Here is a 23895-nt window from a genome sequence, read left to right on the forward strand (position 1 = left end):
CATTCATCGAACACCATGACACCCCACACCGAACTCCGCATCGACGGCGAGCGCCTCTGGCAGTCGCTGATGGAACTGGCCCAATTGGGCGCCACCGCCAAGGGCGGCGTCTGCCGCATCGCGCTGACCGACCTCGACCGCCAGGGCCGTGACCTCTTCGTGCGCTGGGCGCGCGAGGCCGGCTGCGACGTACGCGTCGACCGCATCGGCAACATCTTCGCGCGCCGCGCGGGCCGCGACAACGCGCTGCCGCCCGTGGTGACCGGCAGCCACATCGACACCCAGCCGACGGGCGGCAAGTTCGATGGCAACTACGGCGTGCTGGCCGGGCTCGAGGTGGTCCGCAGCCTCAACGACGCGGGCATCGTCACCGAAGCGCCGCTCGAGATTGCCGTGTGGACCAACGAGGAGGGCTCGCGCTTCGTGCCCGTGATGATGGGCTCGGGCGTGTTCGCCGGCGCCTTCACGCTCGAGCATGCGCTGGCCCAGCGCGACAACGACGGCATCAGCGTGGCCGAGGCGCTCGCGGCCATCGGCTATGCGGGCGATGCGCCGACCTCGGCCGCCGCGTCGCCCGTGGGCGCGTACTTCGAGGCGCACATCGAGCAGGGCCCGGTGCTCGAGGCCAACGAGCGCGTGATCGGCGTGGTCGAGGGCGCGCTCGGCCAGCGCTGGTACGACGTGATGCTGCAGGGCATGGAGGCGCATGCGGGCCCCACGCCGATGGAACTGCGCCGCGACGCGCTGCTCGCGGCCGCCGAACTCGTGGTCGAAGTGAACCGCATCGCGCTCGCCCATGCACCGCACGCGCGCGGCACGGTCGGCTGGATCGACAGCTACCCCAATTCGCGCAACGTGATCCCCGGCCGCGTGAAGCTCAGCGTCGACCTGCGTGCAGCCGACGACACGGTGCTGTCGACGCTCGACGCCGCATTCAAGGACGCGGTGCAGCGCATCGCCGCCAAGGGCCGGGTCGAGGCCACGGTCGAACAGGTCGTCTACTTCCCGCCGCAGCCGTTCACGCCCGCGCTGGTGTCGGCGATCCGCGAGGCGGCGCAAGTGCAGGGTCTGAGCGCGATGAACGTGATCAGCGGGGCAGGCCACGATGCGGTGTACCTCGCGCGGGTGTGCCCCACGGCCATGATCTTCGTGCCCTGCCGCGACGGCATCAGCCACAACGAGATCGAGGACGCCGAAGCCGCGCACCTCGAGGCCGGCTGCAACGTGCTGCTCCAGGCGATGCTGCAGAGCGCGGGAGTGGCCGCATCATGAAAGTGCTGATCGCGCGCCTCAACCACGAGACCAACACCTTCTCACCGGTGCCCACGCCGCTTTCGGCCTTCGGGCCCGAGGGCCCCACGTTCGGCGCCCAGGCCTATCGCGACAACAAGGGCATGCGCACCGCGATGTCGGCCTTCATCGACCTGGCCGAGCAGGCCGGCGCCGAGGTCGTCACGCCGGTGTCGGCCTCGGCCAACCCGAGCGGGCCGGTCGATGCCGAGGCCTACACCACGCTCACGCAGTGCATCGTCGATGCGGCGCCCGGCTGCGACGCCATCCTGCTCGACCTGCACGGCGCGATGGTGGCCGAGAACAGCACCGACGGCGAGGGCGACCTGCTGCTGCGCCTGCGCGCCGCGGCGCCGGGCGTGCCGATCGGCGTGGCGCTCGACCTGCATGCCAACGTGACGCCGGCAATGGTCGGCAACGCCGAGGTGATCGTCGGCTTCAAGACCTATCCGCACATCGACATGTACGAGACCGGCGCCCACGCGGGCCGCCTGCTGTTCGACCTGCTCGCGGGGCGCAGCCGGCCCGCGATGCGCTGGCACGGGCTGCCGCTGATGGCGCACACGCTGCGCAGCGCCTCGTTCGCAGGCGCGATGCAGCGCGCGATCGAGGCCGCGCGCGCCGCCGAGGGCGCGGGCGAATCGCTCGCGGTGTCGATCTTCGCGGGCTTCTCGCTGTCGGACATCGAGGCACCCTGCATGAGCGTGGTGGCGGTCGATGCACAGTCGCCCGAGCGCGCGCAAGCCACCGCCGACCGCATCGCCGCGCAGATGTGGGCCGAGCGCGAGGCCTTCGTCTACCGCAGCGAGCCGCTGGCCGAATCGGTCGCGCGCGCGAAACGGCTCGCTGACGGTGCGACGCGCCCGGTGCTGCTGCTCGACCATGGCGACAACTGCATGTCGGGCGGCAGCTGCGACACGATGGACGTGCTGCAGGAGGCGCTGGCGCAGGGGCTGGCCGGCATCGGCGTGGGTCCGCTGTGCGACCCCGAGGCCGTGGCCGCGCTGGTCGCGGCGGGCGAGGGCGCCACGGCGACGGTGGCGCTCGGCAACAAGATCTCGCTCGCGGGCATCGGCCGGTCGGCGCAGCCCGTGGTGCTGACCGGCGTGGTGCGCACCGTCTGCAATGGCGAGTACGTGATCACCGGTCCCACCTACACCGGCCAGCGCAGCAGCATGGGCCGCACCGTGCTGTTCGATACCGGCGCCGCGCGCATCGTCGTGACCGAGCGCACGCAGGAGCCGTGGGATCTCGGCGTCTTCGAATGCGCGGGGCTCGATCCGCGCACCGAGCGCTTTCTGCTGCTCAAGTCGCGCATGTACTGCCGGCCGGTGTTCGAGCCGATCGCCGCCGGGCTGGTCGAGTGCGACAGCCGGGGCGTGACGAGTTCGGACTACGGGCTGTTCCCGTTCTCGAAAGTACGCAGACCGGTCTTTCCGCTCGACGCGATCTGACGCGAGCGCATCCCCAGCCTATGCAAACATTTACATAGGTAACTGGGGCCACGCCCCGATACTGCGGCGCCTTCCCATGCCTCCCATGAAGCCCGCCGCATGAACACCTTCGCGCAAAGTGCCGTCGCGGCCTGGCAGCTGCTCGCCTCCGGCGACCCGATGCTGCTGGCCATCGTCGGGCGTTCGCTCGCGGTCAGCGCCAGTGCCTGCGTGCTGGCCTGCGGTTTCGGGCTGCTGTTCGGCGCCTGGCTCGGCGTGGCGCGCTTCCGCGGGCGGGCTGCGCTGCTGACGTTGCTGAACACGCTGCTGGCGCTGCCCTCGGTGGTGGTTGGGCTGGTGATCTACCTGCTGCTGTCGCGCTCGGGGCCGCTCGGCTTCCTGGGCTGGCTGTTCTCGTTCCAGGCCATGGTGCTGGCGCAGACGGTGCTGGTGCTGCCGGTGGTGACGGCGCTCACGCGGCAGACCATCGAGGACACCGACCGCGCGCACGGCGAGCAGCTGCGCTCGCTCGGCGCGCGGCCGCTGGTGCGGGCGCTGCTGCTGGCATGGGACGAGCGCTACGCGCTGCTCACGGTGCTGATCGCGGCCTTCGGGCGCGCGGTCTCGGAGGTGGGCGCGGTGATGATCGTGGGCGGCAACATCGACGGCTTCACGCGCGTGATGACCACCGCGATCGCGCTCGAGACCAGCAAGGGCGACCTGCCGCTGGCGCTCGCGCTCGGGCTGGTGCTGCTGGGCGTGGTGCTGGTGCTCAACCTCGCGATCGCGGCGCTGCGCGGTTGGCGCGAGCGGATCGACGGCGGCGGCGGTCCGGGCGCTTCGGCGTCGGCGTGGCGTGTGGAGGCGCGTTCGTGATCGCCGATGCGGCTGTCTTCACGCTGCAGGGCGTCGACGTGCGCCTGGGGCGGGTTGCGGCGCTGCAGGGCGCCACGCTGCGCATCCACGCGGGCGAGCGGGTGGCGCTGATCGGCGCCAACGGCAGCGGCAAGACCACGCTGTTGCGCGTGCTGCACGGCCTGGTGCCGCACGCGGCGGGCAGCCTGGCGGGAACGGTGCCGCGCCGCCAGCAGGCGATGCTGTTCCAGCGGCCGCACATGCTGCGCGCCTCGGTGGCCACCAACGTGGCGCTGGCGCTCTGGCTGCGCGGCATGCGCTGGGGCGAGGCGCGCCGCGCGGCCATGCCGGCGCTCGCGCGCGTGGGCCTCGAAGACCTGGCCGAGCGCAATGCACGCGCGCTGTCGGGCGGGCAGCAGCAGCGGGTCGCGCTGGCGCGCGCCTGGGCGCTGCATCCGGCGGTGCTGCTGCTCGACGAGCCCACGGCCAGCCTCGACCCGACCGCCAAGCGCGAGGTCGAGTCGCTCATCGCCGAGGCCGCGAGCGGCCGCACGCTGGTATTCGCGAGCCACAACCTGGGGCAGGTCAAGCGGCTCGCCACGCGCGTGGTCTACCTCGAGCACGGCCGCATCCTGGCCGACCTGCCGGTGCACGATTTCTTTCATGGGCCGCTGCCGGAAGAGGCCCGCCTGTTCGTCAAAGGAGAGTTGGCATGAACCTGTCTTTCAAGCACCTTGCGGCCGCGCTGGCCATGTTCGCGGCGGCTGCGGCCGTCGCACACGCCGAGACCATCACCATGGCCTCGACCACGTCCACCGAGCAGTCGGGCCTGTTCTCGCACCTGCTGCCGGCCTTCAGGAAGGCCAGCAACATTGACGTCAAGGTGGTGGCGGTGGGCACCGGCCAGGCCATCGACATGGCGCGGCGCGGCGATGCCGACGTGCTGTTCGTGCACGACGCCGCGGCCGAGGAGAAGTTCGTGGCCGAAGGCTTCAGCGCCAGGCGCCATCCGGTGATGTACAACGACTTCGTGCTCGTGGGCCCGAAGGCCGACCCGGCGGGCGCAAAGGGCAAGGACATCGCCACCTCGCTGAAGAAGATCGCCGCGGTGAATGCACCTTTCGTCTCGCGCGGCGACAAGAGCGGCACCGACGCGGCCGAGCGCCGCCTCTGGACGCAGGCCGGCGTGGCCGAAGCGGGCCAGCCGGTGCCGAACGAGCGCAAGGGCAGCGGCTACAAGGAGTGCGGCTGCGGCATGGGCCCGGCGCTGAACATCGCGGCCTCCTCGGGCGGCTACGTGCTCGCGGACCGCGGCACCTGGCTCAGCTTCAAGAACCGCGCCGACCTGGCGGTGCTGGTCGAGGGCGACAAGCGCCTCTTCAACCAGTACGGCGTGATGGTCGTGAGCCCGGCGAAGTTTCCATCGCTCAACAGCCGGGGCGCGCAGAAGTTCGTCGACTGGGTGATCTCGCCGGCCGGGCAGGACACGATCGCGGGCTACAAGATCGGCGGGGAGCAGCTCTTCTTCCCGAACGCTTCGGCCAACTGAGCGGCGCCGGCGCGCCATGACCTCCGAGGTCATCGACGCCAAACGCGCGCGGCGCGACCATCCTTTCACCCCGCGACGTTGCGGGCATCGACCTCGAAAGGACACGCACCATGAACACCGCCGCCCACGACGCCACCGCGATCGCCCAGCGCTACATCGACGTCTGGAACGAAACCGACGCCGCACGCCGGGCTGAACTCATCGCTTCGGGCTGGACCGCCGATGCGCGCTATGTCGATCCCATGGCGCAGGCCAGCGGCCGCGAGCAGATCGGCGCACTGGTCGGTGCGGTGCAGCAGCGCTTTCCGGGCTTCCGCTTCAAGCTGCTCGGCGAAGCGCAGTCCCACGGCGACAACCTGCGCTTCTCGTGGACCCTGGGACCGAGCGAGGCCGAGGACATGATCCAGGGCACCGACTTTGCACAGCTCGAGGCGGGCAAGCTGCACGCCGTGACCGGGTTTCTCGACAAGGTTCCCGCGAGCGCCTGAGCCTCAGCGCGAAGCCGAGCGCCCGCGCCACAGCTTGCGGTAGACCGTGGCACGGCTGATGCCGAGCGCACGTGCAGCCTCGGCCACGTTGCCCCGGGCGTCGGCCACGGCCTTGCGGATCAGCGCGGTCTCCACATCGCGCAGCCGGGGACGGGGTTCGGCAACGGGCTCCGGCGGGTGCTTGCCGCCGCCGCGCTGCGGCCGCACCTGCACGCGCAGCCCCGACCAGAGCGGGGCTTCGAGCACCGCGTCGCCGCGCCGTGCCGCATCGCGCAGCATCTGCAGCGGCAGCGCGAACAGGTCGCTGCAGTGCAGCGGCGCCTGGGGGCTGCGACCGAGCGGCTCGTGCAGCATCTGCCGCGCGGCGGCATTGGCGCCGATCACGCCGCCCTCGGCATCGACGCACAGCAGGCCTTCGGTCGCCTCGCTGGGCGGACAGCCGGGCCACGAGAGGTGCAGGCGCATTTCGCAAGGCTGCATCAGTACCAGCAGGTTCTCGATGCTGCGCGCCGACAGCATGGCCAGGTGGCGCAGCTCGGGCCGCTCGGCCACCTGCACGCCGGTCAGGTCGAGCATGCCGATGCAGTCGCCCTGCGGGCCGAAGAGCGGGGCGCCGGCGCAGCTGTAGACGCTGGTGTCCTCGAAGAAGTGCTCGCCACGGTGCAGCCACACCGCCTCCTGCTCGGCCAGCGCGGTGCTGATGGCGCTGGTGCCGATGGCGCGCTCCGACAGGTCCACGCCGATGCGGCCGATGTTGCGCGCATAGCGGGCGCTGTCGTCGGCGCCGTCGGGCAGGGCGCCCACGTCGACCACGATGCCCTCGGCATTGGTCAGCACCGCGAAATAGCGCGTGTCGGCAATGGCGCGCGACAGCCGCTCGATCACCGGCCGCGCCGCCGCCATGAGCGCCCGGTTGCGCTCGGCCACGTCGCGGATGGCCGACTGGCCGACCGGATCGAAGCTCACGCGTTGCTGCGGCTGGCGCCCGGCCTCCATGCAGCGCTGCCAGGAGCGCGCGATCCAGGGCTCGATGCGCACCGGTGCGCGGGCCTCGCCGTGGATCAGGGCCCGGCGCGCCTCGGCAATGGCGAGCGAACGCTCGGTCAGGTGCGGGGCGATCGGAGCGGACATCGTTCTGGTTTACGCGGGGAGGGCGTCGTGGGGAGCGCTTGCCGGCCGCAAGCTGTTTCATTTTGAGAATTTCGCGCCCGTGGCGCAAGCGCTGAGGGTTTTGCCTAGGATAGTGCACGTGGCCGGCATCCAAGATGCCTTTCGCTGAACCAGCCATCACCTTCAACGGAGACAGCCACATGCAGGTAGCTTTCACGGTCAACGGCCGTCAGGTCACGGTCGACGCACCCCCCAACACCTTTCTCGTGCACGCCATCCGCGAGCATCTCCACCTGACCGGCACCCACGTCGGCTGCGACACGGCCCAGTGCGGCGCCTGCACCATCCACCTCAACGGCCGCGCGGTCAAGTCGTGCAACATCCTCGTGGCGCAGGCGGCCGGTGCCGAGATCACCACCATCGAGGGCATCGCCGAGCCCGACGGCACCATGCACCCGATGCAGGCCGCCTTCAAGGAATGCCACGGCCTGCAGTGCGGCTTCTGCACCCCCGGCATGGTGATGAGCGCCATCGACCTGTGCACGCACCATCCCAAGTCGAGCGAATCGGAGATCCGCGAGCTGCTCGACGGCAACCTGTGCCGGTGCACCGGCTACCAGAACATCGTCAAGGCGGTGCAGATGGGCGGCGAGGCCATGGCCTCGGGCACCCCGGTCAAGACCACGGCTTCGGCCTGAAGGGAGCGACATCATGGGTGCTTCCGACTTCTCGAACCTACCCCACATCGGCGAGGCGCTGCGGCGCAAGGAAGACTACCGCTTCCTGACCGGCGCGGGCAACTACACCGACGACATCACGCTGGCCAACCAGAGCCACGCGGTCTTCGTGCGCTCGCCGCACGCCCATGCGGTCGTCAAGTCGGTCGACACGGCCGAGGCGCTGAAGATGCCCGGCGTGGTCGGCATCTTCAGCGGCAAGGACATCGAGGGCAAGATGGGCGGGCTGCCTTGCGGCTGGCTCATCAACAACCCCGACGGCACCCCGATGAAGGAGCCAATGCACCCGATCCTCGCGATCCACAAGGTGCGCTACGTGGGCGACCATGTGGCCATGGTGGTGGCCGAGACGGTGGAGCAGGCCAAGAATGCCGCCGAGGCCGTGGTGGTCGACTACGACGTGCTGCCCGCGCTCGTGAGCGTGGCCGATGCCGCCAAGAAGGCCGGCGGCGTCACGCTGCACGACGAGGCGCCCGACAACCAGTGCTACAAGTGGGCGCTGGGCGACAAGACCGCGGTCGATGCGGTGTTCGCCAATGCGGCGCACGTCACGAAGCTCGACCTGGTCAACAACCGGCTGATTCCGAATCCGATCGAGCCGCGCGTGGCGATCGGCAGCTACAGCCGGGGCACCGACGACTACACGCTCTACGTGTCGAACCAGAATCCGCACGTCGAGCGCCTGCTGATGACGGCCTTCGTGCTGGGCCTGCCCGAGCACAAGGTGCGCGTGATCGCACCCGACGTGGGCGGCGGCTTCGGCTCGAAGATATTTCTCTATGCCGAGGACGTGTGCCTGACCTGGGCCGCCAAGCAGCTCAACCGCAACATCAAGTGGACGGCCGAGCGCTCGGAGTGCTTTCTGTCCGACGCGCACGGCCGCGACCATGTGAGTCACGCCGAGATGGCGATGGACAAGGACGGCAAGTTCCTCGCCATGCGCGTGCACACCGACGCCAACCTCGGCGCCTACCTGTCGACCTTCTCGACCGCGGTGCCGACCATCCTGTACGCCACGCTGCTCGCGGGTCAGTACACCACGCCGCAGATCTACGTCGAGGTCGATGCCTGGTTCACCAACACCGCGCCGGTCGACGCCTACCGCGGCGCGGGGCGGCCCGAGGCCACCTACCTGCTCGAGCGCCTGGTGTCGCGCTGCGCCTGGGAAATGAACCTCGGGCAGGACGAGATCCGCAAGCGCAACTTCGTCTCCAGCTTCCCGTACCAGACGCCCGTGGCGCTGCAGTACGACACCGGCGACTTCCATGCCTGCATGGACAAGGCCCGCGTGCTGGCCGACGTCGAAGGCTATGCACAACGCAAGTCGGCGAGCGAGGCACAGGGCAAGCTGCGCGGCATCGGCTACTCGAGCTACATCGAGGCCTGCGGCCTCGCGCCGTCGAACATCGCGGGTGCGCTCGGCGCGCGCGCGGGCCTGTTCGAATGCGGCGAGATCCGCGTGCACCCGACCGGCAGCGTGACGGTGTTCACCGGCTCGCACAGCCACGGGCAGGGCCACGAGACCACGTTCGCGCAGGTCGTTGCGGCGCGGCTCGGCATCTCGGTCGAGAACGTCGACGTGGTGCATGGCGACACCGGTCGCGTGCCCTTCGGCATGGGTACCTACGGCTCGCGCTCCATTTCGGTGGGCGGCGCGGCCATCATGAAGGCGCTCGACAAGATCGAGACCAAGGCCAAGAAGATCGCGGCGCACCTGATGGAGGCGAGCGACGCCGACGTCGAGTTCGCCAATGGCGAGTTCACCGTCAAGGGCACCGACAAGAAGATCCCGTTCGGACAGGTCGCGCTCACGGCCTACGTGCCGCACAACTATCCGCTCGACAAGCTCGAGCCCGGCCTCAACGAAACCGCCTTCTACGACCCGACCAACTTCACCTTTCCGGGCGGCACCTACATCTGCGAGGTCGAGATCGACAAGCAGACCGGCGAAGTGAAGGTCGACCGCTTCACCGCGGTGGACGACTTCGGCACCATCATCAACCCGATGATCGTCGAGGGCCAGGTGCATGGCGGGCTGGTGCAGGGCATCGGCCAGGCGCTGCTCGAGAACTGCGTCTACGACAACGAGACGGGGCAATTGCTCACCGGCAGCTTCATGGACTACGCGATGCCGCGCGCGGGCGACTTCCCGCAGTTCAAGCTCGACACCGTCTGCACGCCCTGCACCCACAATCCGCTCGGCACCAAGGGCTGCGGCGAGGCCGGCGCGATCGGCTCGCCGCCGGCCGTGATCAATGCCGTGCTCGATGCGCTGGCGCCGCTCGGCGTGAAGGACTTCGACATGCCCGCTTCGCCGAACCGGGTCTGGGAAGCGATGCAGAAGGGCGGCAACCCGCAGGACGTGCAGGCGCCTTCGCTCGCCGCCAGCACCCAGGGCCGCCCCGCGCCCTGAACACCGCAAGAACGACAAGAAAAGAAGCACGAAAAGAAGGAACCCCACCATGTACGCCTTCACACTCGAACAGCCGACCACCGTGGCCGATGCGGTCCGGCTCGCCGCGGCCGGCGCCAAGCCGCTCGCAGGCGGGCAGACCCTGCTGGCCTCCATGAAGCTGCGGTTCTCCGCGCCCGAGCAGCTCGTCGACCTCGGCGGCGTCCGCGAACTCACCGGCATCCGCAAGGACGGCGACACGATCACCATCGGTGCGATGTCGCGCCACATCGAGGTGGCGAACCATGCCGACGTCAAGGCCGCCTACCCGGCGCTGGCCGACCTGGCCGCGCGCATCGGCGACCGGCAGGTGCGCGCCATGGGCACCATCGGCGGCTCGGTGGCCAACAACGACCCGGCCGCCTGCTACCCGAGCGCGGTGCTCGGCTCCGGTGCGACCGTCGTCACGTCGAAGCGCGAGATTGCCGCCGACGATTTCTTCCTCGGGCTCTTCACCACGGCGCTCGAGGAGGACGAGCTGATCACCGCCATCCGCTTCCCGGTCCCGAAGCGCGCGGTATACGAAAAGCTGCGCCAGAAGGCCTCGCACTTTCCGCTCGTCGGCGTGTTCCTCGCGCAGTACGACGGCGGCGTGCGCGTGGCCGTCACCGGTGCCGGCAACGGTGTGTTCCGCTACGCGGGGCTCGAGGATGCGCTGAACCAGAGCTTCACGCCCGCGGCGGCGGCCGCGGTGAAGATCGACGCGAGCGAACTCAACAGCGACCTGCACGCGTCGGCGGCCTACCGCGCGAACCTGATCAGCGTGCTGACCCAGAGGGCGGTGGCGCGGGCGCTGGGCTGACGGACGAGACCTTCGGCTGCCTGTTCGAGACCCCTGCCTCCGGCAGCCTGCGCTACCCTTTGCCATGACCTTCGCCTCCATCGACGCCCTTTCCGACAGCCTGGTGCAGGCCGGCTACTTCGCCGACCGGCGCCTGGCCACCGCGGTGTTCCTCGCGCTCAAGCTGCAGCGTCCGCTGCTGCTCGAGGGCGAGCCCGGCGTCGGCAAGACCGAGCTTGCCAAGGCCTTGTCGAAGGCGCTGGGCCGCGAGCTGCTGCGGCTACAGTGCTACGACGGCCTGGAACAACGCGAGGCGCTCTACGAATGGAACTACGCCGCGCAACTGCTACATATGCGCGCGGCCGAAGCTGCGGGCGCTGCCCGGGATGTGGAGTCCGAGGTCTACCAGCCGCACTACCTGATCCGCCGCCCGCTGCTGCAGGCACTGCAGACCCCGATGCCCGGCGCAGTGCTGCTGATCGACGAAGTGGACCGCGCCGACGAGCCCTTCGAGGCTTTCCTGCTCGAATACCTGGGCGAGTACCAGGTCAGCATTCCCGAGCTCGGTACCGTGCGCGCCGTGGTGCCGCCGGTCACCATCCTCACGAGTAACCGCACGCGCGAGCTCAACGACGCGGTCAAGCGGCGCTGCCTCTACCACTGGCTCGACTACCCCGAGCGCGAGCGCGAGCTGGCGATCGTTCGGGCCCAGGTGCCCGAGGCCGGCGAGAAGCTCTCGGCCCAGGTGGCCGCGTTCGTCGCGCGGCTGCGCGATGCGCCTTTCGTCAACGCGTTCCAGCGCGCGCCGGGCATTGCCGAGAGCGTCGAATGGGCACGCGCCCTGATCGCGCTCGACACGGTCGAGCTCGACCCCGAGGTGGTGGTCGACACTGCCGGCATCCTGTTCAAGCAGCGCGACGACGTGGCCGCGCTCACGCACGAACTGGCCGCCGATGCGCTGCGGCCGGAGGAGGAGGCCGGCGCATGAACCCGGGCGCCGTGATGTCCGCCCGATTCGCCCGATGCAGCAGCTAGGCGACGCCCGCACCGGCAAGCTGGCCGGCAACATCACGGCCTTCGGCCGCGCGCTGCGCCGCGCAGGCGTGCGCACCGATGCGATGCGCATCGCGCTGGCCGCCGAAGCCGCGACGCTGGCCGGCGTGGAGAGCCGGCGTGATCTTGGCGCCGCCATGGAGGCCGTCATGGTGAGCCGCGAGCAGGACCGCATGGTGTTCCGCGAGCTGTTCGATGCCTGGTTCCGCGATCCCGAGCTGGCCAACAAGCTGCTGGCGCAGATGCTGCCGAGCGCCGAAGGCAAGGCCGAGCCGTCGAAGCGGCGCCCGCGCGTGCGCGAAGCCCTGAGCCCGCCGCGCGATGCGGTGAAGCCGGCTGCGGCGGCCCCGCCGGACAAGGAGATCGAGTTCGACGCCGCCATGACGGCCAGCGACCGGCATCGGCTGCAGCACGCCGACTTCAATGCGCTCGGCGCCTCGGAATACCGGCTGGTCGAGCGGCTCGCGCGCGAGGTCACGCTGCCCGTGCCCCTGCTGCCTTCGCGCCGGCTGCGCGCGACCGGCCAGGCGGGAGCGCATGCGCGCATGCACTGGCCCGGCGTGCTGCAAGAGGCCGCGCGCACCGGCGGCGAGATCCTGCGCCTGCCGCGGCTCACGCGGCGCGAAGAGCCGCTGCCGCTTTTGGTGCTGGTCGATGTGTCGGGCTCGATGGAGCGCTACGCGCGGCTGCTGCTGGCCTTCCTGCATGCCGCCACGCGGCGCGCCGGGCGGCGCGACGTGTTCGCCTTCGGCACCGGACTCACCGATCTCACGCCGGCGTTCCGCCTGGCCGACACCGACGCGATGCTCTCGGCCGCGAGCCTGGCAATCGACGACTTCGCGGGCGGCACCCGGCTCGGCAGTTCGCTGGCCGAACTCCGGCGAACGCATGCGCGCCGGCTGACGGGGCTGCGCACGCTGGTGCTGGTGATCAGCGACGGGCTCGACACCGGCGAACCGGCCGTGCTCGACCACGAGCTGCTCTGGCTCAAGCGCCATTCGCGCCGGCTGCTGTGGCTCAACCCGCTGCTGCGCTTCGAGGGCTACGCCCCCTTGGCGCGTGGGGCCGCCGTGCTGCACCGCCATGCGGATGCGATGTGGGCGGTCCACAATCTGAATGCCCTCGAACAGCTGGCCGCCAGCCTCGCGGCCCTGATGCGCTCCGGCCGCTGACCGTAAGAAGCGAAGAACCCCAAAGGAAACCACCATGGAAATGCTCGGCAACCGCCGCCTCGGCGTGACGCAACAACAGGCCTGGGAAGCGCTCAACGACCCCGAGACGCTCAAGAAGTGCATTCCGGGCTGCGACAAGTTCGAAGCCACCGGCGACAACCAGTACAGCGTGGCGCTGGCGCTCAAGATCGGCCCCGTGTCGGCCAAGTTCAGCGGCAAGGTCATGCTCACCGACATCGTCGCCCCCGACGGCTACAAGCTCGCGTTCGAAGGGCAGGGCGGCGTAGCGGGTTTTGCCAAGGGATCGTCGAGCGTGACGCTCCGGCCGGTCGATGGCGGCGCCGCCGGCGATGCGGCCTGCGAGCTCGACTACACGGTGCAGGCACAGGTCGGCGGCAAGATCGCGCAGCTTGGCCAGCGGCTGATCGACGGCGCCGCCAAGTCCACCGCCGACGACTTCTTCAAGCGCTTCGATGCCGAGATGCAAAGCCGCTACGGTGCGCCGCCCGCGGAAGGTGCCGCCGAAGCGCCGGCCGAAAAGGCCGGCATGGTGTCGGGCTTGATGAAGAAGATCGGCCTGGGCAAGAAGGACGGCAGCGACACGCCTGACGCGGCGAGCTAGGGGCGAAGGGATGGAGAATCTCGACGTCATGGTGCTGCGCACGCTGCGCGACTGGCGGCAGGCCGGAAAGCGTGCGCTGCTGACCACGGTGGTGCGCACCTGGGGCTCGTCGCCACGGCCGGTCGGTTCCATCATGGCGCTGGCGGACGACGGCGCGGTGGTGGGCTCGGTCTCGGGCGGCTGCATCGAGGACGACCTGATCGCACGCTACAGCCACGCGCACGGCAGCGGCGAGCGCGTGCCGCCGGGCACGCCGCCCGCGCTCGTCAAGTACGGCATCACGGCCGACGAGGCGCATCGCTTCGGGCTGCCTTGCGGCGGCACGCTGGAGCTGCTGCTCGAACACGACCCCGATGCCGCCTCGCTCGCGGCGCTCGTCGCCGCGCTCGAGCAGGGCCGGCTCATGCGGCGCACGGTCGCGCTCGCGAGCGGCGCCGTGCAGCTGGCCGAGGCCAGCGCGCCCGACGAACTCAAGGTGGACGAGACCGAGCTCACCAACACCTTCGGTCCCGAGTACCGCATGCTGCTGATCGGCGCCGGGCAACTGGCCGAATACCTTGCCACCATGGCCAAGTTCAGCGGCTTCGCCGTGACGCTGTGCGACCCGCGCGCCGAGTACCGCACCGCATGGTCGCTGGCCGGCGTGGAGATCACCACCGAGATGCCCGACGATGCGGTGCTGGCCTTCAGGCCGGACCGGCGCAGCTGCGTGGTCGCGCTCACGCACGATCCCAAGCTCGACGACCTCGCGCTGCTCGAGGCCCTGCAGAGCGAGGCCTTCTACGTGGGCGCCATCGGCTCGCGCCGCAATGCCGAGGCACGGCGCAGCCGCATGATCGAGCACTTCGACCAGACGGACGCCTCGCTCGCGCGGCTGCGCGGGCCGATCGGCATCTACATCGGCAGCAAGACGCCGCCCGAGATCGCGGTCAGCGTGATGGCCGAGATCCTCGCTGTGAAGAACGCGGTGACGCTGCCGCGCGAAATGGAAGTGGCGCGCGCCAAGGGCCTGCAGCAGGCGGTGGCGGGCTGACACGCGCGGGGGCGCGCGCTATTCCACGCCCAGCAGGTCGTAGATGCGGCGCACGTACGCGCCGAAGGCCGGGCTGGTCTTCACATGCAGCTTGCGCGGTTCGGGCAGCTCGATGGGGAAGAAGTCGGCCATGCGCGCGGGCCCGGCGGTGAGCACGGCGCAGTGCGAGCCCAGGAACACCGCTTCCTGGATGCTGTGCGTGACCACGACGAAGGTCTTGCGGCTCTGTTCCCAGATGCGCAGCATCTCGAGGTTCATCTTCTCGCGCGTGAGCGCATCGAGGGCGCCGAAGGGCTCGTCCATCAGCACCAGCTTCGGATCGTGGATCAGCGCGCGCGCAATGGCCGCGCGCTGCTGCATGCCGCCCGAGAGTTCGTAGGGCAGCTTGTCGGCGAAGCCCGCGAGGCCGACCATCTCGAGCAGCTCGTGCGCGCGCTGGCGGGCAGCGCGGCGCTCCAGCCCGAGGATGTCGGCGGGCAGCATCACGTTGTCGAGGATGGTGCGCCACTTGAGCAGCAGCGGTTGCTGGAACACCATGCCGACATCGCGCCCTGGCTGGAAGCCGGCACCGCCGGGCCCGCCGATCTCGAGCGTGCCGCCGTCGTGGCCGTGCAGTCCCGAGAGGATCTTGAGCAGCGTCGACTTGCCACAGCCCGAAGGACCGACCAGCGAGACGAGATCGCCGGCGTGCACGTCCATCGTGACGTCGGAGACGGCGAGGAATTCTTCGTTGCGCTTGCGGTAGACCTTGCGCAACTGCCGCATGCGGATCAGCGGCGTTTCGTCGCGCGATTGCAGAACGGCGCTCATGCCAGCCACCGCGCAAGGTTCGCCTGCACGAACGCATCGTCGGCCAGGTCGCCGTGCTGGCGGTAGACGCGGTCGATCTCGTCCGCCTGCCCGCGGCCGAGCCCCTCTTCGGGATCGAGGCACCAGATGCCTTCGAGCAGCCCCTGGCGCCGCAGCACCTCGTGGCAGCCGGCGATGCAGCCGTGGAAGTTGTTCGCCACGTCGAAGAAGGCGGCATTGCAGTCGGTCACGCGCGCATCGAGCGCGAGCAGCGACGGGCTCAGCGTGCCGCCGCCCGCGGCGAGTTCGGCCTTGATCGCCTGCAGCTGCTTCACTGCGCTCGACGTCCAGACCGACCAGTGGCCGAGCAGTCCGCCGCGAAAGCGCACCTCGACCGGCGCGCCGTCGCGCATGGCGGCGAACGGCAGCGCAAGGTCGAGCACGATGTGGTCGTCGTTGCCCGTGTAGAGAAACACGCGCTCCTCGGCGCGCGCATCGACCAGCCCACGCACCACGTCGAGCGTGCGGTAGCGGTTGAACGGCGCGACCTTGATCGCGAGCGCATTCGGTATCGATGCGAAGCGGCGCCAGAAGTCGCTCGACAACACCGGGCCGCCGACGACCGTCTGCAGGTAGAAGCCGACGAGCGGAATCTCTTCGGCGATGGCTTCGCAGTGGGCGATGAGTTCGTCTTCGGGCGAGCCCGCGAGCGCGGCGAGGCTCAGCAGTCCCGCGTGGTAGCCGAGCGAGACGGCCGTGCGCGCCTCGGCCTGCGCCTGCGAGGTCGGGCCGCAGAGGCCGGCGATCATCGCCATCGGGCGGCCGCTCCAGGCAAGGCGGTCGTGCATCGCGGCTTCGAGTACCGTGGCGTAGAGGCCGCGCTCGCGGATCGCGAACTGCGTGGTGTGCACGCCCACCGCCAGCCCGCCGGCGCCGACATCGACGTAGTAGCGCGTGAGCGCACGTTGACGCTGGCGATCGAGGCGGCGCGACGCGTCGAGTGCGAGCGGGTGCGCGGGAATCACCGTGCCTTGCGAGAGCAGCGCGAGCACGTCGGCGGGCAGGTCGGATCGATTCAATGGCATCTGGATGTCCTCAGCCGAACTCGGGGCCGGCAATGGCGTGGATGAAGGCAGGCTGGCCGAGCGGCGGTGCCGTGCCGGGGCGCGTGGCGAGCGCCATGCGCGCAAAGCTGCGCTGCGGCGTGAAGCCGGCTTCGCGCAGCGCCGCGGCCATGGCGGGGCGGTTTTCGGGCACGTCGATGAAGATGCGGCCGCCCAAGCCGCGTGCGGCGTCCTGCAGCAGCGCCGCGGCCGTGTGCTCGTCGGCCGACAGCAGCGGACCGATGTGATGGGCGATGCGGCCTGCGCGCACCAGCCCGAAGCCGAGGCCGTTGCGCACGCAGCGGCTGTCCTCGCGCGCGAGCAGGTCGGCGAGCACGGCCGGGCGCGCCATGCCGAGCGCCTCGGCGTCGAGTGCGGCGAGGCTGTCGATGGGCGGCTTGCCGGCCGCGAGCGCATCGGTGGGGCCTGCGGTGGCCTCGCGCTGCCAGCGCGCCAGCCGCCACAACGGGGTGAAACCGAAGCTCGCATAGAGCGGCTCGCCCTGCGGCGTGGCGTCGAGCATGGCGACCAGGCCCGCCGCTTGCACCTGCTGCAGACAGCGCGCGAACACCGCGCGGCCCAGGCCCTGGCCGCGCATCTCCGGCTGCACGAGGATCATGCTGATCCAGGCTGCGCCTTCCATTGGCAGCACGGCACCGCTCGCGACGATCGTGCCGTGCGCATCGCGCACGACGTGCAGCGTGCCGAGCCGCTCGAACAGCCGCCAGTCGCAGCCGGTCTGGTTCCAGCCGCTGGCGGCGACCAGCGCGTCGAGCATCGGCTGCGTGCCGGGCGTGATCGACGCGAGCGTTTCGACGGCGGGCGTGGCCACGGCTTCAGTACTTTCCGTCGCGCGATTCGAATTTCGTCGGCTTGCCGTACTGGCGCTGCTCGCGCGAGATCCAGTCGGCCACCCAGCGAATCTGCTGGGCGAGCGGCACGCGCGGATAGCCGAACAGGCGCTCCGCCTCGCCGGTGTTCATGAGCCATGCGGTGGGGGCCTCCTGGCCGGTGATCGTCGCGGGCTTGCCGAAATGACGCGAAAATTCTTCGGCGAGCCAGCGGATCGAGGTCGTCTCGGGGCCGCTCACGTTGAGCGGCGAGGTCGGCACCGTGGCCACCGACAGGCAGCGCAGCGCCTGCGCGTTCGCATCACCCTGCCAGATCACGTTGACGTGGCCCATCGTCACGTCGACCGGCTCGCCGCGCCAGACCTTGAGCGCCACGTCGGCCAGCACGCCGTAGCGCAGGTCGATTGCATAGCTCAGGCGAAACAGCCGCCCGGGCGTGCCGTGCTGCTGAGAGAAATACTCGAACATGCGTTCGCGGCCCACGCACGAGTTGGCGTATTCGCCGGGCGGATTGGGCGCATCGCCTTCGCTCGCGCCCTGGCCGATCACCGGCACGAACGGGTACACGCAAGCGGTCGAGAAGGCCACGATGCGCGACGCGCGAAAGTGCTCCGCCACCAGCGCCGGCACATGCGCGTTCATGGCCCAGGTGAGCGGGTTGTTCGCATCGGCGCCGAATTTGCGCCCGGCCATGAAGACCACGTTGGCGCACGGCGGCAGCGCGGCGATCGCGGCGCGGTCGAGCAGGTCGCAGGCGATGGTCTCGATGCCGTGTGCTTCGAGCGATTCGCGTACGCCGGCTTCGCTGAAGCGCGCCACGGCGATCACGCGGCGGCCCGGCATCGCGTTCTTTGCGAGGCGCGCGAGCGTCGGGCCCATCTTGCCGCCCACGCCGAGGATCATCAGGTCGCCGTCGATGCGCGCCATGTCGCGCACGAGGTCGTGCGAGGGCGTGGCCAGGTAGTCTTCGAGTGCAGCTTCGGTCTCGAAGCGATCGGGAAAGGGAAGCTCGTCGAGCACAGGTGCGGTCATTGGATTCTTGCGTCCTGGGTGATGAAGAGGCGCTCGAGCAGGAGCACCAGCAGGTAGAGCAGAACGCCCAGGCCCGTGATGAGCAGCACGGCCATGAAGACCGCGGGCGTGTCGAGCGAGGCCTGGACCTGGATCATCAGGTAGCCCAGCCCGCGTTCGGAGGCAATGAACTCGCCGACCACTGCGCCGGCCACCGCGAGGATGGTGGCAACCTTCATGCCCGAGAACACGTAGGGCAGCGAGCCCGGCAGCTGGATGTAGCGAAACAACTGCCAGCGCGAACCCTTGAGCGCACGCACCAGGTCGAGCATCTCGGGCTCGGCCTCGTTGAGGCCGCGAATGGTGGTCAGCAGGATTGGAAAGAAGCACAGGCTGAAGGTGATCAGGATGTTGGGCCCGATGCCGTAGCTGAACCACACGATCACGAGCGGGCCCATCGCCACCTTGGGAATCATGTTGAGCGTGACCAGGAGCGGAAACACCAGCAGCATGAGCCGGCGGCTGGTAATGAAGAGCAGCGCCGAAAGAATGCCGAGCACCAGCCCGAGCGCATAGCCACCGAACACCTCGAGCGCGGTGACGCCGGTGTTCATGAGCCAGCTGTAGTTGGGGTTGCCCAGCGTGGCCAGCACCTTGGACGGCGCGGGCAAGACAAAGGACTGGACCTCGAACACCCGCACGACGATTTCCCACAGCACGACGGCCGCGACGTGCACCGCGACCACGATGGCCCAGCGCTGCCAGTCGGGGCGCTCGCCCGCGAAGGGCGCGGGGGCGGTTGGCGCGAGTGCGCCCTCGGGTGCCGTCATCTCGATTCCTGGTCTGGGCAAGCAATGCGGCGGATCATAGGACCCGCACCGGACCGAGTCAACCAACCGGTTGATAAAAAGCGGGCGAGGAAACCCTCAGGGCCTCAACGCGTTGAGTGCGAACTCGACCACGTGCTTGCGGCGCTTGCGCAATGCGCCGCGCGCGTCGAGCGCCTTGCCGAAGATCGCCGACAGCGTGTGGTTGTTGGAGAAGAAGAAGTACGAGATGCCCGCGATCGAGATGTAGAGGTTGATCGCGTCGAAGTCGGCCCGGAACACCCCCGCTGCCACGCCGCGCTTGAGCGTGGCCTCGAGCATGTCGATGAACGGCGAATGCATCTTCTGCAGCCGCTCGGAAGCGCGCAGGTGGGCGCCCTGGTTGCGGTTCTCGTCCGCCAGCAGCGCGATGAATTCGGGGTGCTCGGCGAGGTAGTCGAAGGAGAACGCCACCAGCTTGGCCATGGCCTCCATCGGTTCGAGCGCATCGAGCGTGAGTTTCTTTTCCTTTTCGCGGATCTCGGCGTAGACCGATTCGAGCGCGACCAGGTACAGGCCCTGCTTGTTGTCGAAGTAGTGGTAGACGAGCTGCTTGTTGACGCCCGCGGTCGCGGCGATCTCGTCGACACGCGCGCCGGCGAAGCCCTTGCCGGCGAACTCGGCCACGGCGGCCGCGATCAGCGCTTGCTTGGCGGCGGCCGGGTCGCGCTCGCGGCGCGCGGGTGCAGGTGCAGGTGCGGATGCAGGGCGGCGGGAGAGGGAGGAGGTTGCTGCGGGCATGGTGGGATGAATTCTGGCCCCATGGGTGGGCGTGTCTGGATTGCCTGTCAACCAAACAGTTGGTACGATGAATTGCAGAATCTGTTTTTACCCTCTTTTGGAGCGACCCGCATGAAAAAGCTGCTGCCGGCACTCGGCGCCACCGCGCTGCTGATGGCCTCGATCCCCGCCGCCTTCGCGGCCGATTCCATGAGCCTGATGCTCAACTGGACGCCGACGGCCGACCATGCGCCGATCTATTTCGCGAAGTCGAAGGGCTGGTACACCGAGGCCGGCATCGACCTGAGCATCGAGGCCGGCAAGGGTTCGGCGGTTTCGGCGCAGCGCGTGGGCACGGGCGGCGCCGAGCTCGGCATCGCCGACCTGCCCACCGCCATCCAGGCGAAGGGCAAGGGTGCCGACGTGAAGGCGGTGATGGTGATCTACGCGAACAGTCCGCAAGGCTTCTACTGGCTCAAGTCTTCGGGCATCACCGGACCCAAGGACTTCGCGGGCCGCAAGATCGGCAACCCTCCTGGCGATGCGGCGCGCCTCATGTGGCCCGCGTTCGCCAAGAAGGTGGGGCTCGATCCGGCGAGCGTGGGCTTCGTCAACGTGAGCCCGCAAGCCAAGGTTGCGGCGCTCAAGAGCAAGTCGGTCGACATCATCAGCGACTTCTACAACGAGCACGACCTGAAGGTGCGCGAGTTCGGCAGCGACCTCGGCTTCCAGCCCTGGCGCGACGCGGGCGTGAACGTGTATGGCAACTCGCTGATCGTGAACGGCGCGTATCTGGCGAAGAACGCGGCGCAGGTGAAAAAGTTCGTGGCGGTGACGCAGCGCGCCTACGACGCCTGCGTGAAGAGCTTCGATCCCTGTCTGCAGGCGCTGACGGCCAGCGTGAGCGGCCTCACGCCCGACAACCAGCGCGACCAGTGGAGCCGCATCAAGCAGCTGATGCGCGACGACACCACCACCAAGGTGGCGCTCGGCGCCTTCGACGGCCAGCGCGTGAAGGCCGACTACGAACTGGTGTCTTCGCTGATCGGCATCGACAAGCCCTACGACCCGGCGACACTCTTCACCAACGAGTTCCTCGACAAGGGCGTGCGCATGGCGCCCAACTGAGGCCGAGCCGGCTTCAGCCCGACTTGGCCTGGGGCGGCACGTCGCCGCCCTTTTGCCGTTCGCGGAACAGCGCGGCGCGCATCAGGAAGATGGTGGTGATCGGCGCGGTGAGCGCGATGAACAGCACGATCAGGATGGCGTGCAGGAACAGGCTGAAGCCTTGCACCGAGAAGTAGACGATCATCGCGATCGTCATGCACCATACGCCGACGGTGGCGCCCAGCGTGGGCGCATGGATGCGGCGAAAGAAGCTCGGTAGGCGCACGAGCCCGAAGGAACCGATGGCCGCGAAAACAGCGCCGAGCACCGCGAACACCGCGGTCGCGATCTCGGCCCACAGCGGCAGGGGGCCGACGATGAAATCATTCACTCTATGACCTCCCCGCGCAACAGGAACTTGGCCATCGCCGTCGATCCCACGAAGCCGAAGATCGCGACCAGCATCGCGGCCTCGAAGTAGACGTTGCTCGCGTAGTTGATGCCGAGCACCAGCATCATCAGCATGCCGTTGATGTAGAGGCAGTCGAGCGCCATCACGCGGTCCTGCGCAGTCGGTCCGATCAGCAGGCGCCAGAGCGCACAGAGCATGGCCACCGCCAGCAGGAAAAGCGCGGCCTTGAGGGCCCAGAAAAGAACGGGCGTCATGATTCGAAGATCTCCATCAGCGGGCGTTCGTAGCGCGTCTTGATCATCTCGATGAAGGCGGCTTCGTCGTCAAGGTCGAACAGGTGGATCAGCAGCGTGCTGCGGTCGAACGCGATCTCGCCCCAGGCGGTGCCCGGCGTCAGGCACATGATCATGGCCAGCACGGCGAGGGCGTTCGGGTCGCGCAGTTCGAGCGGGACCTGCACGAACTTCGAGGCGATGCGCGACGTGCGGCGCGTGAGGAGCAGCCGCGACACGTCGTAGGCCGACTTGAGCATGTCCCAGAGCACGACGAACGCCAGCCGCAGCGCCAGGCCGGGCCGGCGCATGCGAACCGGGGCGGGGCGCAGGCCCTGCGTGAGCAGGGGCACGGCAATGGCCATCACGGCCGCCGACATCAATGTGGCGGCGTCGAGCGACTGACTCAGCAGCAGCCACACCGCAAACAGCGCGAGCGAGAGCGGCGGCGACGGCATCCATCGCTTCATGGGGTGCCCCCCTTGGCCGGCCGCGGCGGGTTGGGCACCTGCCGCGCATCCATCACGGCCTTGCGGTATGCGGTGGGCGTGCGCAGGTTCTCGGCCGTGGCAGTGGCGTGGCGCATGACCGGGCCGGCCCAGACCGTCAGCGCCACGCAGGCCGCGAGCAGCCCGGCCACGGGCAGCACCTCGAGCGCCGGCAGCGCGGGCATGACGGGATGCGGCTGGGTCCAGAAATGCCGGATGCCGGTGCGGCTCAGCGCGATCAGCGCCAGGAAGCCCGACGCCAGCAGCAGCGCAAGGAAGATCCAGGCGGGCGTCGAGGTGCCGCTGGTCACGAAGGCGCCCGACAGCATCGCGAACTTTCCCACGAAGCCCGACAGCGGCGGCAGCCCCGCGAGCAGCAGCGTGCAGCCGATGAAACTCAGGCCCAGGAAGGCGACGCCGGCCGGAATGGCGCGGCCGTAGAGTGCCTGCGCCTCGTCGTCGAGGTTCACGTCGTCGACCACGCGCAGGTCTTCGGCAAGAAACGGGGCGTTGCCCGCCTGCTCGTGCGGCGCGACGCTCAGGCCGGCATTGCGCCAGCGCTCGATCATGTCGACCAGCAGGAAGAAGGCACTGACCGCGAGCGTCGAGCTCAGCAGGTAATAGAGCGCACCCGCCCAGACCGCGGTTTCGCCGAGGCCGATGGCCGCGATCAGCGTGCCGGCCGACACCAGCACGCTGAAGCCCGCGAGGTTGGAGAGCCGCTGCGTGCCGACGATGCCGAGCGCGCCCGCGAACAGCGTAGCGAGGCCGATCGCGATCAGCACCGATTGCCCGAGCCCGGCCGAGGCGCCGGTGTCGGGCGCGAAGAGCACGGTCCAGAGCCGGAGCAGCGTGTAGACGCCGAGCTTGGTGAGCAGCGCGAAGACCGCGCCCACCGGCGACACCGCGGCGCTGTAGGCCGGCACGAGCCAGAAGTTGAGCGGCCAGGCGCCGGCCTTGGCGAAGAAGGCGGTCGCGAGGATGGCCGCGGCCGCATGCACGAGGCCGCGGTCGCCCGCATCGAGCTGCGCGATGCGCATGCCGAGGTCGGCCATGTTGAGCGTGCCGGTCACGCCGTAGAGCAGCGCCGCACCGACCAGGAAGAGCGCCGAGGCGGCGAGGTTGATCGCGATGTAGTGCAGTCCGGCCTGCACGCGCAGCCGGCCCGAGCCGTGCAGCAGCAGGCCGTAGGAGGCCGCCAGCATCACCTCGAAGAACACGAACAGGTTGAACAGGTCGCCCGTGAGGAAGGCGCCGTTCAGGCCCATGAGCTGCAGCTGCAGCAGCGGATGGAAGTGCACGCCCGCGCGGTCCCAACGCGAGGTCGAGTAGATGGAGGCCGCGAACGCCACCACGCCGGTGAGCGCGACCATCATGCTGGAGAGCCGGTCGGCCACCAGCACGATGCCGAACGGCGCCTGCCAGTTGCCCGGCAGGTAGATGCCGACCGAGCCCGGCCCGTCGCCGGTGTCGGGCGCATTCACCCAGCGCAGCAGCGCCAGCGCGGCCAGGAGGCCGGCGAGGCCGGAGATCACGCTCAGCGCCGACTTGGTGCGGCGGCGGCGCTCGCCGAGCAGCATCATCAGCGCGGCCGTGAGCAGCGGCAGCAGGATCGGTACCGCCACCAGGTGCGGCATGCCGAACTCGAGCAGCCGGTCGAGCAGGTGCACGAGGCCGGTCATTGGTGCTTCCTAGGCGCTG

The 23895-nt window shown here is 69.5% G+C and carries 25 protein-coding genes; 14 read left to right on the top strand and 11 right to left on the bottom strand.

The window, feature by feature from the left end:
- Window positions 1-15 precede the first annotated feature (15 nt).
- The 6 genes from AC3A6J_RS09965 to AC3A6J_RS09990 all read left to right on the top strand — a co-directional run bounded on the left by AC3A6J_RS09965 (window position 16) and on the right by AC3A6J_RS09990 (window position 5615).
- Complete coding sequence (locus tag AC3A6J_RS09965) at window positions 16-1272, top strand: Zn-dependent hydrolase (RefSeq protein WP_487859768.1); 1257 nt, start codon at window positions 16-18, stop codon at window positions 1270-1272.
- Entirely contained in the window at window positions 1269-2744 is a 1476-nt protein-coding gene (locus AC3A6J_RS09970; RefSeq protein ID WP_487859769.1) for a M81 family metallopeptidase, read from the top strand. The genes AC3A6J_RS09965 and AC3A6J_RS09970 overlap by 4 nt, the downstream gene beginning before the upstream one ends.
- A gap of 99 nt (window positions 2745-2843) precedes the next feature.
- Entirely contained in the window at window positions 2844-3599 is a 756-nt protein-coding gene (locus AC3A6J_RS09975; RefSeq protein WP_487859770.1) for an ABC transporter permease, read from the top strand.
- Window positions 3596-4294, top strand: coding sequence for an ABC transporter ATP-binding protein (locus tag AC3A6J_RS09980; RefSeq protein ID WP_487859771.1), 699 nt, complete (start codon window positions 3596-3598; stop codon window positions 4292-4294). Before AC3A6J_RS09975 ends, AC3A6J_RS09980 begins: the two co-directional genes overlap by 4 nt.
- The gene (locus AC3A6J_RS09985; protein ID WP_487859772.1) at window positions 4291-5127 is read left to right on the top strand and encodes an ABC transporter substrate-binding protein; all 837 of its coding nucleotides are present in this window, start codon (window positions 4291-4293) and stop codon (window positions 5125-5127) included. The genes AC3A6J_RS09980 and AC3A6J_RS09985 overlap by 4 nt, the downstream gene beginning before the upstream one ends.
- A gap of 110 nt (window positions 5128-5237) precedes the next feature.
- Window positions 5238-5615, top strand: a complete 378-nt coding sequence (locus AC3A6J_RS09990) for a nuclear transport factor 2 family protein (protein ID WP_487859773.1) — start codon at window positions 5238-5240, stop codon at window positions 5613-5615.
- 3 nt (window positions 5616-5618) lie between these two features.
- Here AC3A6J_RS09990 and AC3A6J_RS09995 read toward each other — a convergent pair whose 3' ends face one another.
- Complete coding sequence (locus tag AC3A6J_RS09995; RefSeq protein ID WP_487859774.1) at window positions 5619-6746, bottom strand: helix-turn-helix domain-containing protein; 1128 nt, start codon at window positions 6744-6746, stop codon at window positions 5619-5621.
- A 179-nt stretch (window positions 6747-6925) separates the two neighbouring features.
- Here AC3A6J_RS09995 and AC3A6J_RS10000 point away from each other — a divergent pair, with 179 nt between their 5' ends.
- The 7 genes from AC3A6J_RS10000 to AC3A6J_RS10030 all read left to right on the top strand — a co-directional run bounded on the left by AC3A6J_RS10000 (window position 6926) and on the right by AC3A6J_RS10030 (window position 14575).
- Window positions 6926-7423 (top strand): (2Fe-2S)-binding protein, encoded by a 498-nt coding sequence (locus AC3A6J_RS10000; RefSeq protein ID WP_487859775.1) that lies wholly within the window; start codon window positions 6926-6928, stop codon window positions 7421-7423.
- Window positions 7424-7436: 13 nt separating this feature from the next.
- The gene (locus AC3A6J_RS10005; protein WP_487859776.1) at window positions 7437-9875 is read left to right on the top strand and encodes a xanthine dehydrogenase family protein molybdopterin-binding subunit; all 2439 of its coding nucleotides are present in this window, start codon (window positions 7437-7439) and stop codon (window positions 9873-9875) included.
- A 49-nt stretch (window positions 9876-9924) separates the two neighbouring features.
- Entirely contained in the window at window positions 9925-10716 is a 792-nt protein-coding gene (locus AC3A6J_RS10010) for an FAD binding domain-containing protein (RefSeq protein WP_487859777.1), read from the top strand.
- 64 nt (window positions 10717-10780) lie between these two features.
- Window positions 10781-11683 (top strand): AAA family ATPase, encoded by a 903-nt coding sequence (locus AC3A6J_RS10015; protein ID WP_487859778.1) that lies wholly within the window; start codon window positions 10781-10783, stop codon window positions 11681-11683.
- 25 nt (window positions 11684-11708) lie between these two features.
- Window positions 11709-12920, top strand: a complete 1212-nt coding sequence (locus tag AC3A6J_RS10020) for a vWA domain-containing protein (protein WP_487860050.1) — start codon at window positions 11709-11711, stop codon at window positions 12918-12920.
- A gap of 34 nt (window positions 12921-12954) precedes the next feature.
- Window positions 12955-13542, top strand: coding sequence for an SRPBCC family protein (locus AC3A6J_RS10025; protein WP_487859779.1), 588 nt, complete (start codon window positions 12955-12957; stop codon window positions 13540-13542).
- A gap of 10 nt (window positions 13543-13552) precedes the next feature.
- Window positions 13553-14575: an XdhC family protein gene (locus tag AC3A6J_RS10030; RefSeq protein WP_487859780.1), complete on the top strand. Its 1023-nt coding sequence runs from the start codon at window positions 13553-13555 to the stop codon at window positions 14573-14575.
- Between the two features lie 18 nt (window positions 14576-14593).
- Here AC3A6J_RS10030 and AC3A6J_RS10035 read toward each other — a convergent pair whose 3' ends face one another.
- From AC3A6J_RS10035 to AC3A6J_RS10060, 6 genes are all read right to left on the bottom strand, one after another.
- Complete coding sequence (locus tag AC3A6J_RS10035; protein WP_487859781.1) at window positions 14594-15385, bottom strand: ABC transporter ATP-binding protein; 792 nt, start codon at window positions 15383-15385, stop codon at window positions 14594-14596.
- A complete protein-coding gene (locus AC3A6J_RS10040; RefSeq protein ID WP_487859782.1) occupies window positions 15382-16449 on the bottom strand; it encodes a dihydrodipicolinate synthase family protein in 1068 nt (355 codons plus the stop codon). The genes AC3A6J_RS10035 and AC3A6J_RS10040 overlap by 4 nt, the downstream gene beginning before the upstream one ends.
- Before the next feature lie 10 nt (window positions 16450-16459).
- Window positions 16460-17299, bottom strand: a complete 840-nt coding sequence (locus AC3A6J_RS10045; protein WP_487859783.1) for a GNAT family N-acetyltransferase — start codon at window positions 17297-17299, stop codon at window positions 16460-16462.
- A 4-nt stretch (window positions 17300-17303) separates the two neighbouring features.
- Window positions 17304-18350, bottom strand: coding sequence for an NAD-dependent epimerase/dehydratase family protein (locus AC3A6J_RS10050; protein WP_487859784.1), 1047 nt, complete (start codon window positions 18348-18350; stop codon window positions 17304-17306).
- Window positions 18347-19159, bottom strand: coding sequence for an ABC transporter permease (locus AC3A6J_RS10055; protein WP_487859785.1), 813 nt, complete (start codon window positions 19157-19159; stop codon window positions 18347-18349). Before AC3A6J_RS10055 ends, AC3A6J_RS10050 begins: the two co-directional genes overlap by 4 nt.
- 96 nt (window positions 19160-19255) lie before the next feature.
- Complete coding sequence (locus tag AC3A6J_RS10060; RefSeq protein ID WP_487859786.1) at window positions 19256-19936, bottom strand: TetR family transcriptional regulator; 681 nt, start codon at window positions 19934-19936, stop codon at window positions 19256-19258.
- Window positions 19937-20047: 111 nt separating this feature from the next.
- Here AC3A6J_RS10060 and AC3A6J_RS10065 point away from each other — a divergent pair, with 111 nt between their 5' ends.
- On the top strand, window positions 20048-21043 hold the full coding sequence (locus tag AC3A6J_RS10065) for an ABC transporter substrate-binding protein (RefSeq protein WP_487859787.1): 996 nt from the start codon (window positions 20048-20050) through the stop codon (window positions 21041-21043).
- A 13-nt stretch (window positions 21044-21056) separates the two neighbouring features.
- Here the strand turns inward: AC3A6J_RS10065 and mnhG are convergent, their stop codons facing one another.
- From mnhG to AC3A6J_RS10085, 4 genes are read right to left on the bottom strand one after another with little or no spacing between them, the layout of a single operon-like run.
- A complete protein-coding gene (mnhG, locus tag AC3A6J_RS10070) occupies window positions 21057-21413 on the bottom strand; it encodes a monovalent cation/H(+) antiporter subunit G (protein ID WP_487859788.1) in 357 nt (118 codons plus the stop codon).
- Window positions 21410-21688: a K+/H+ antiporter subunit F gene (locus tag AC3A6J_RS10075; RefSeq protein WP_487859789.1), complete on the bottom strand. Its 279-nt coding sequence runs from the start codon at window positions 21686-21688 to the stop codon at window positions 21410-21412. Before AC3A6J_RS10075 ends, mnhG begins: the two co-directional genes overlap by 4 nt.
- Window positions 21685-22176, bottom strand: coding sequence for a Na+/H+ antiporter subunit E (locus tag AC3A6J_RS10080; protein ID WP_487859790.1), 492 nt, complete (start codon window positions 22174-22176; stop codon window positions 21685-21687). Before AC3A6J_RS10080 ends, AC3A6J_RS10075 begins: the two co-directional genes overlap by 4 nt.
- Window positions 22173-23876 (bottom strand): monovalent cation/H+ antiporter subunit D, encoded by a 1704-nt coding sequence (locus tag AC3A6J_RS10085; protein WP_487859791.1) that lies wholly within the window; start codon window positions 23874-23876, stop codon window positions 22173-22175. Before AC3A6J_RS10085 ends, AC3A6J_RS10080 begins: the two co-directional genes overlap by 4 nt.
- Window positions 23877-23895 lie beyond the last annotated feature (19 nt).

Source organism: Variovorax sp. Soil_C_39 (genome assembly GCF_057656815.1).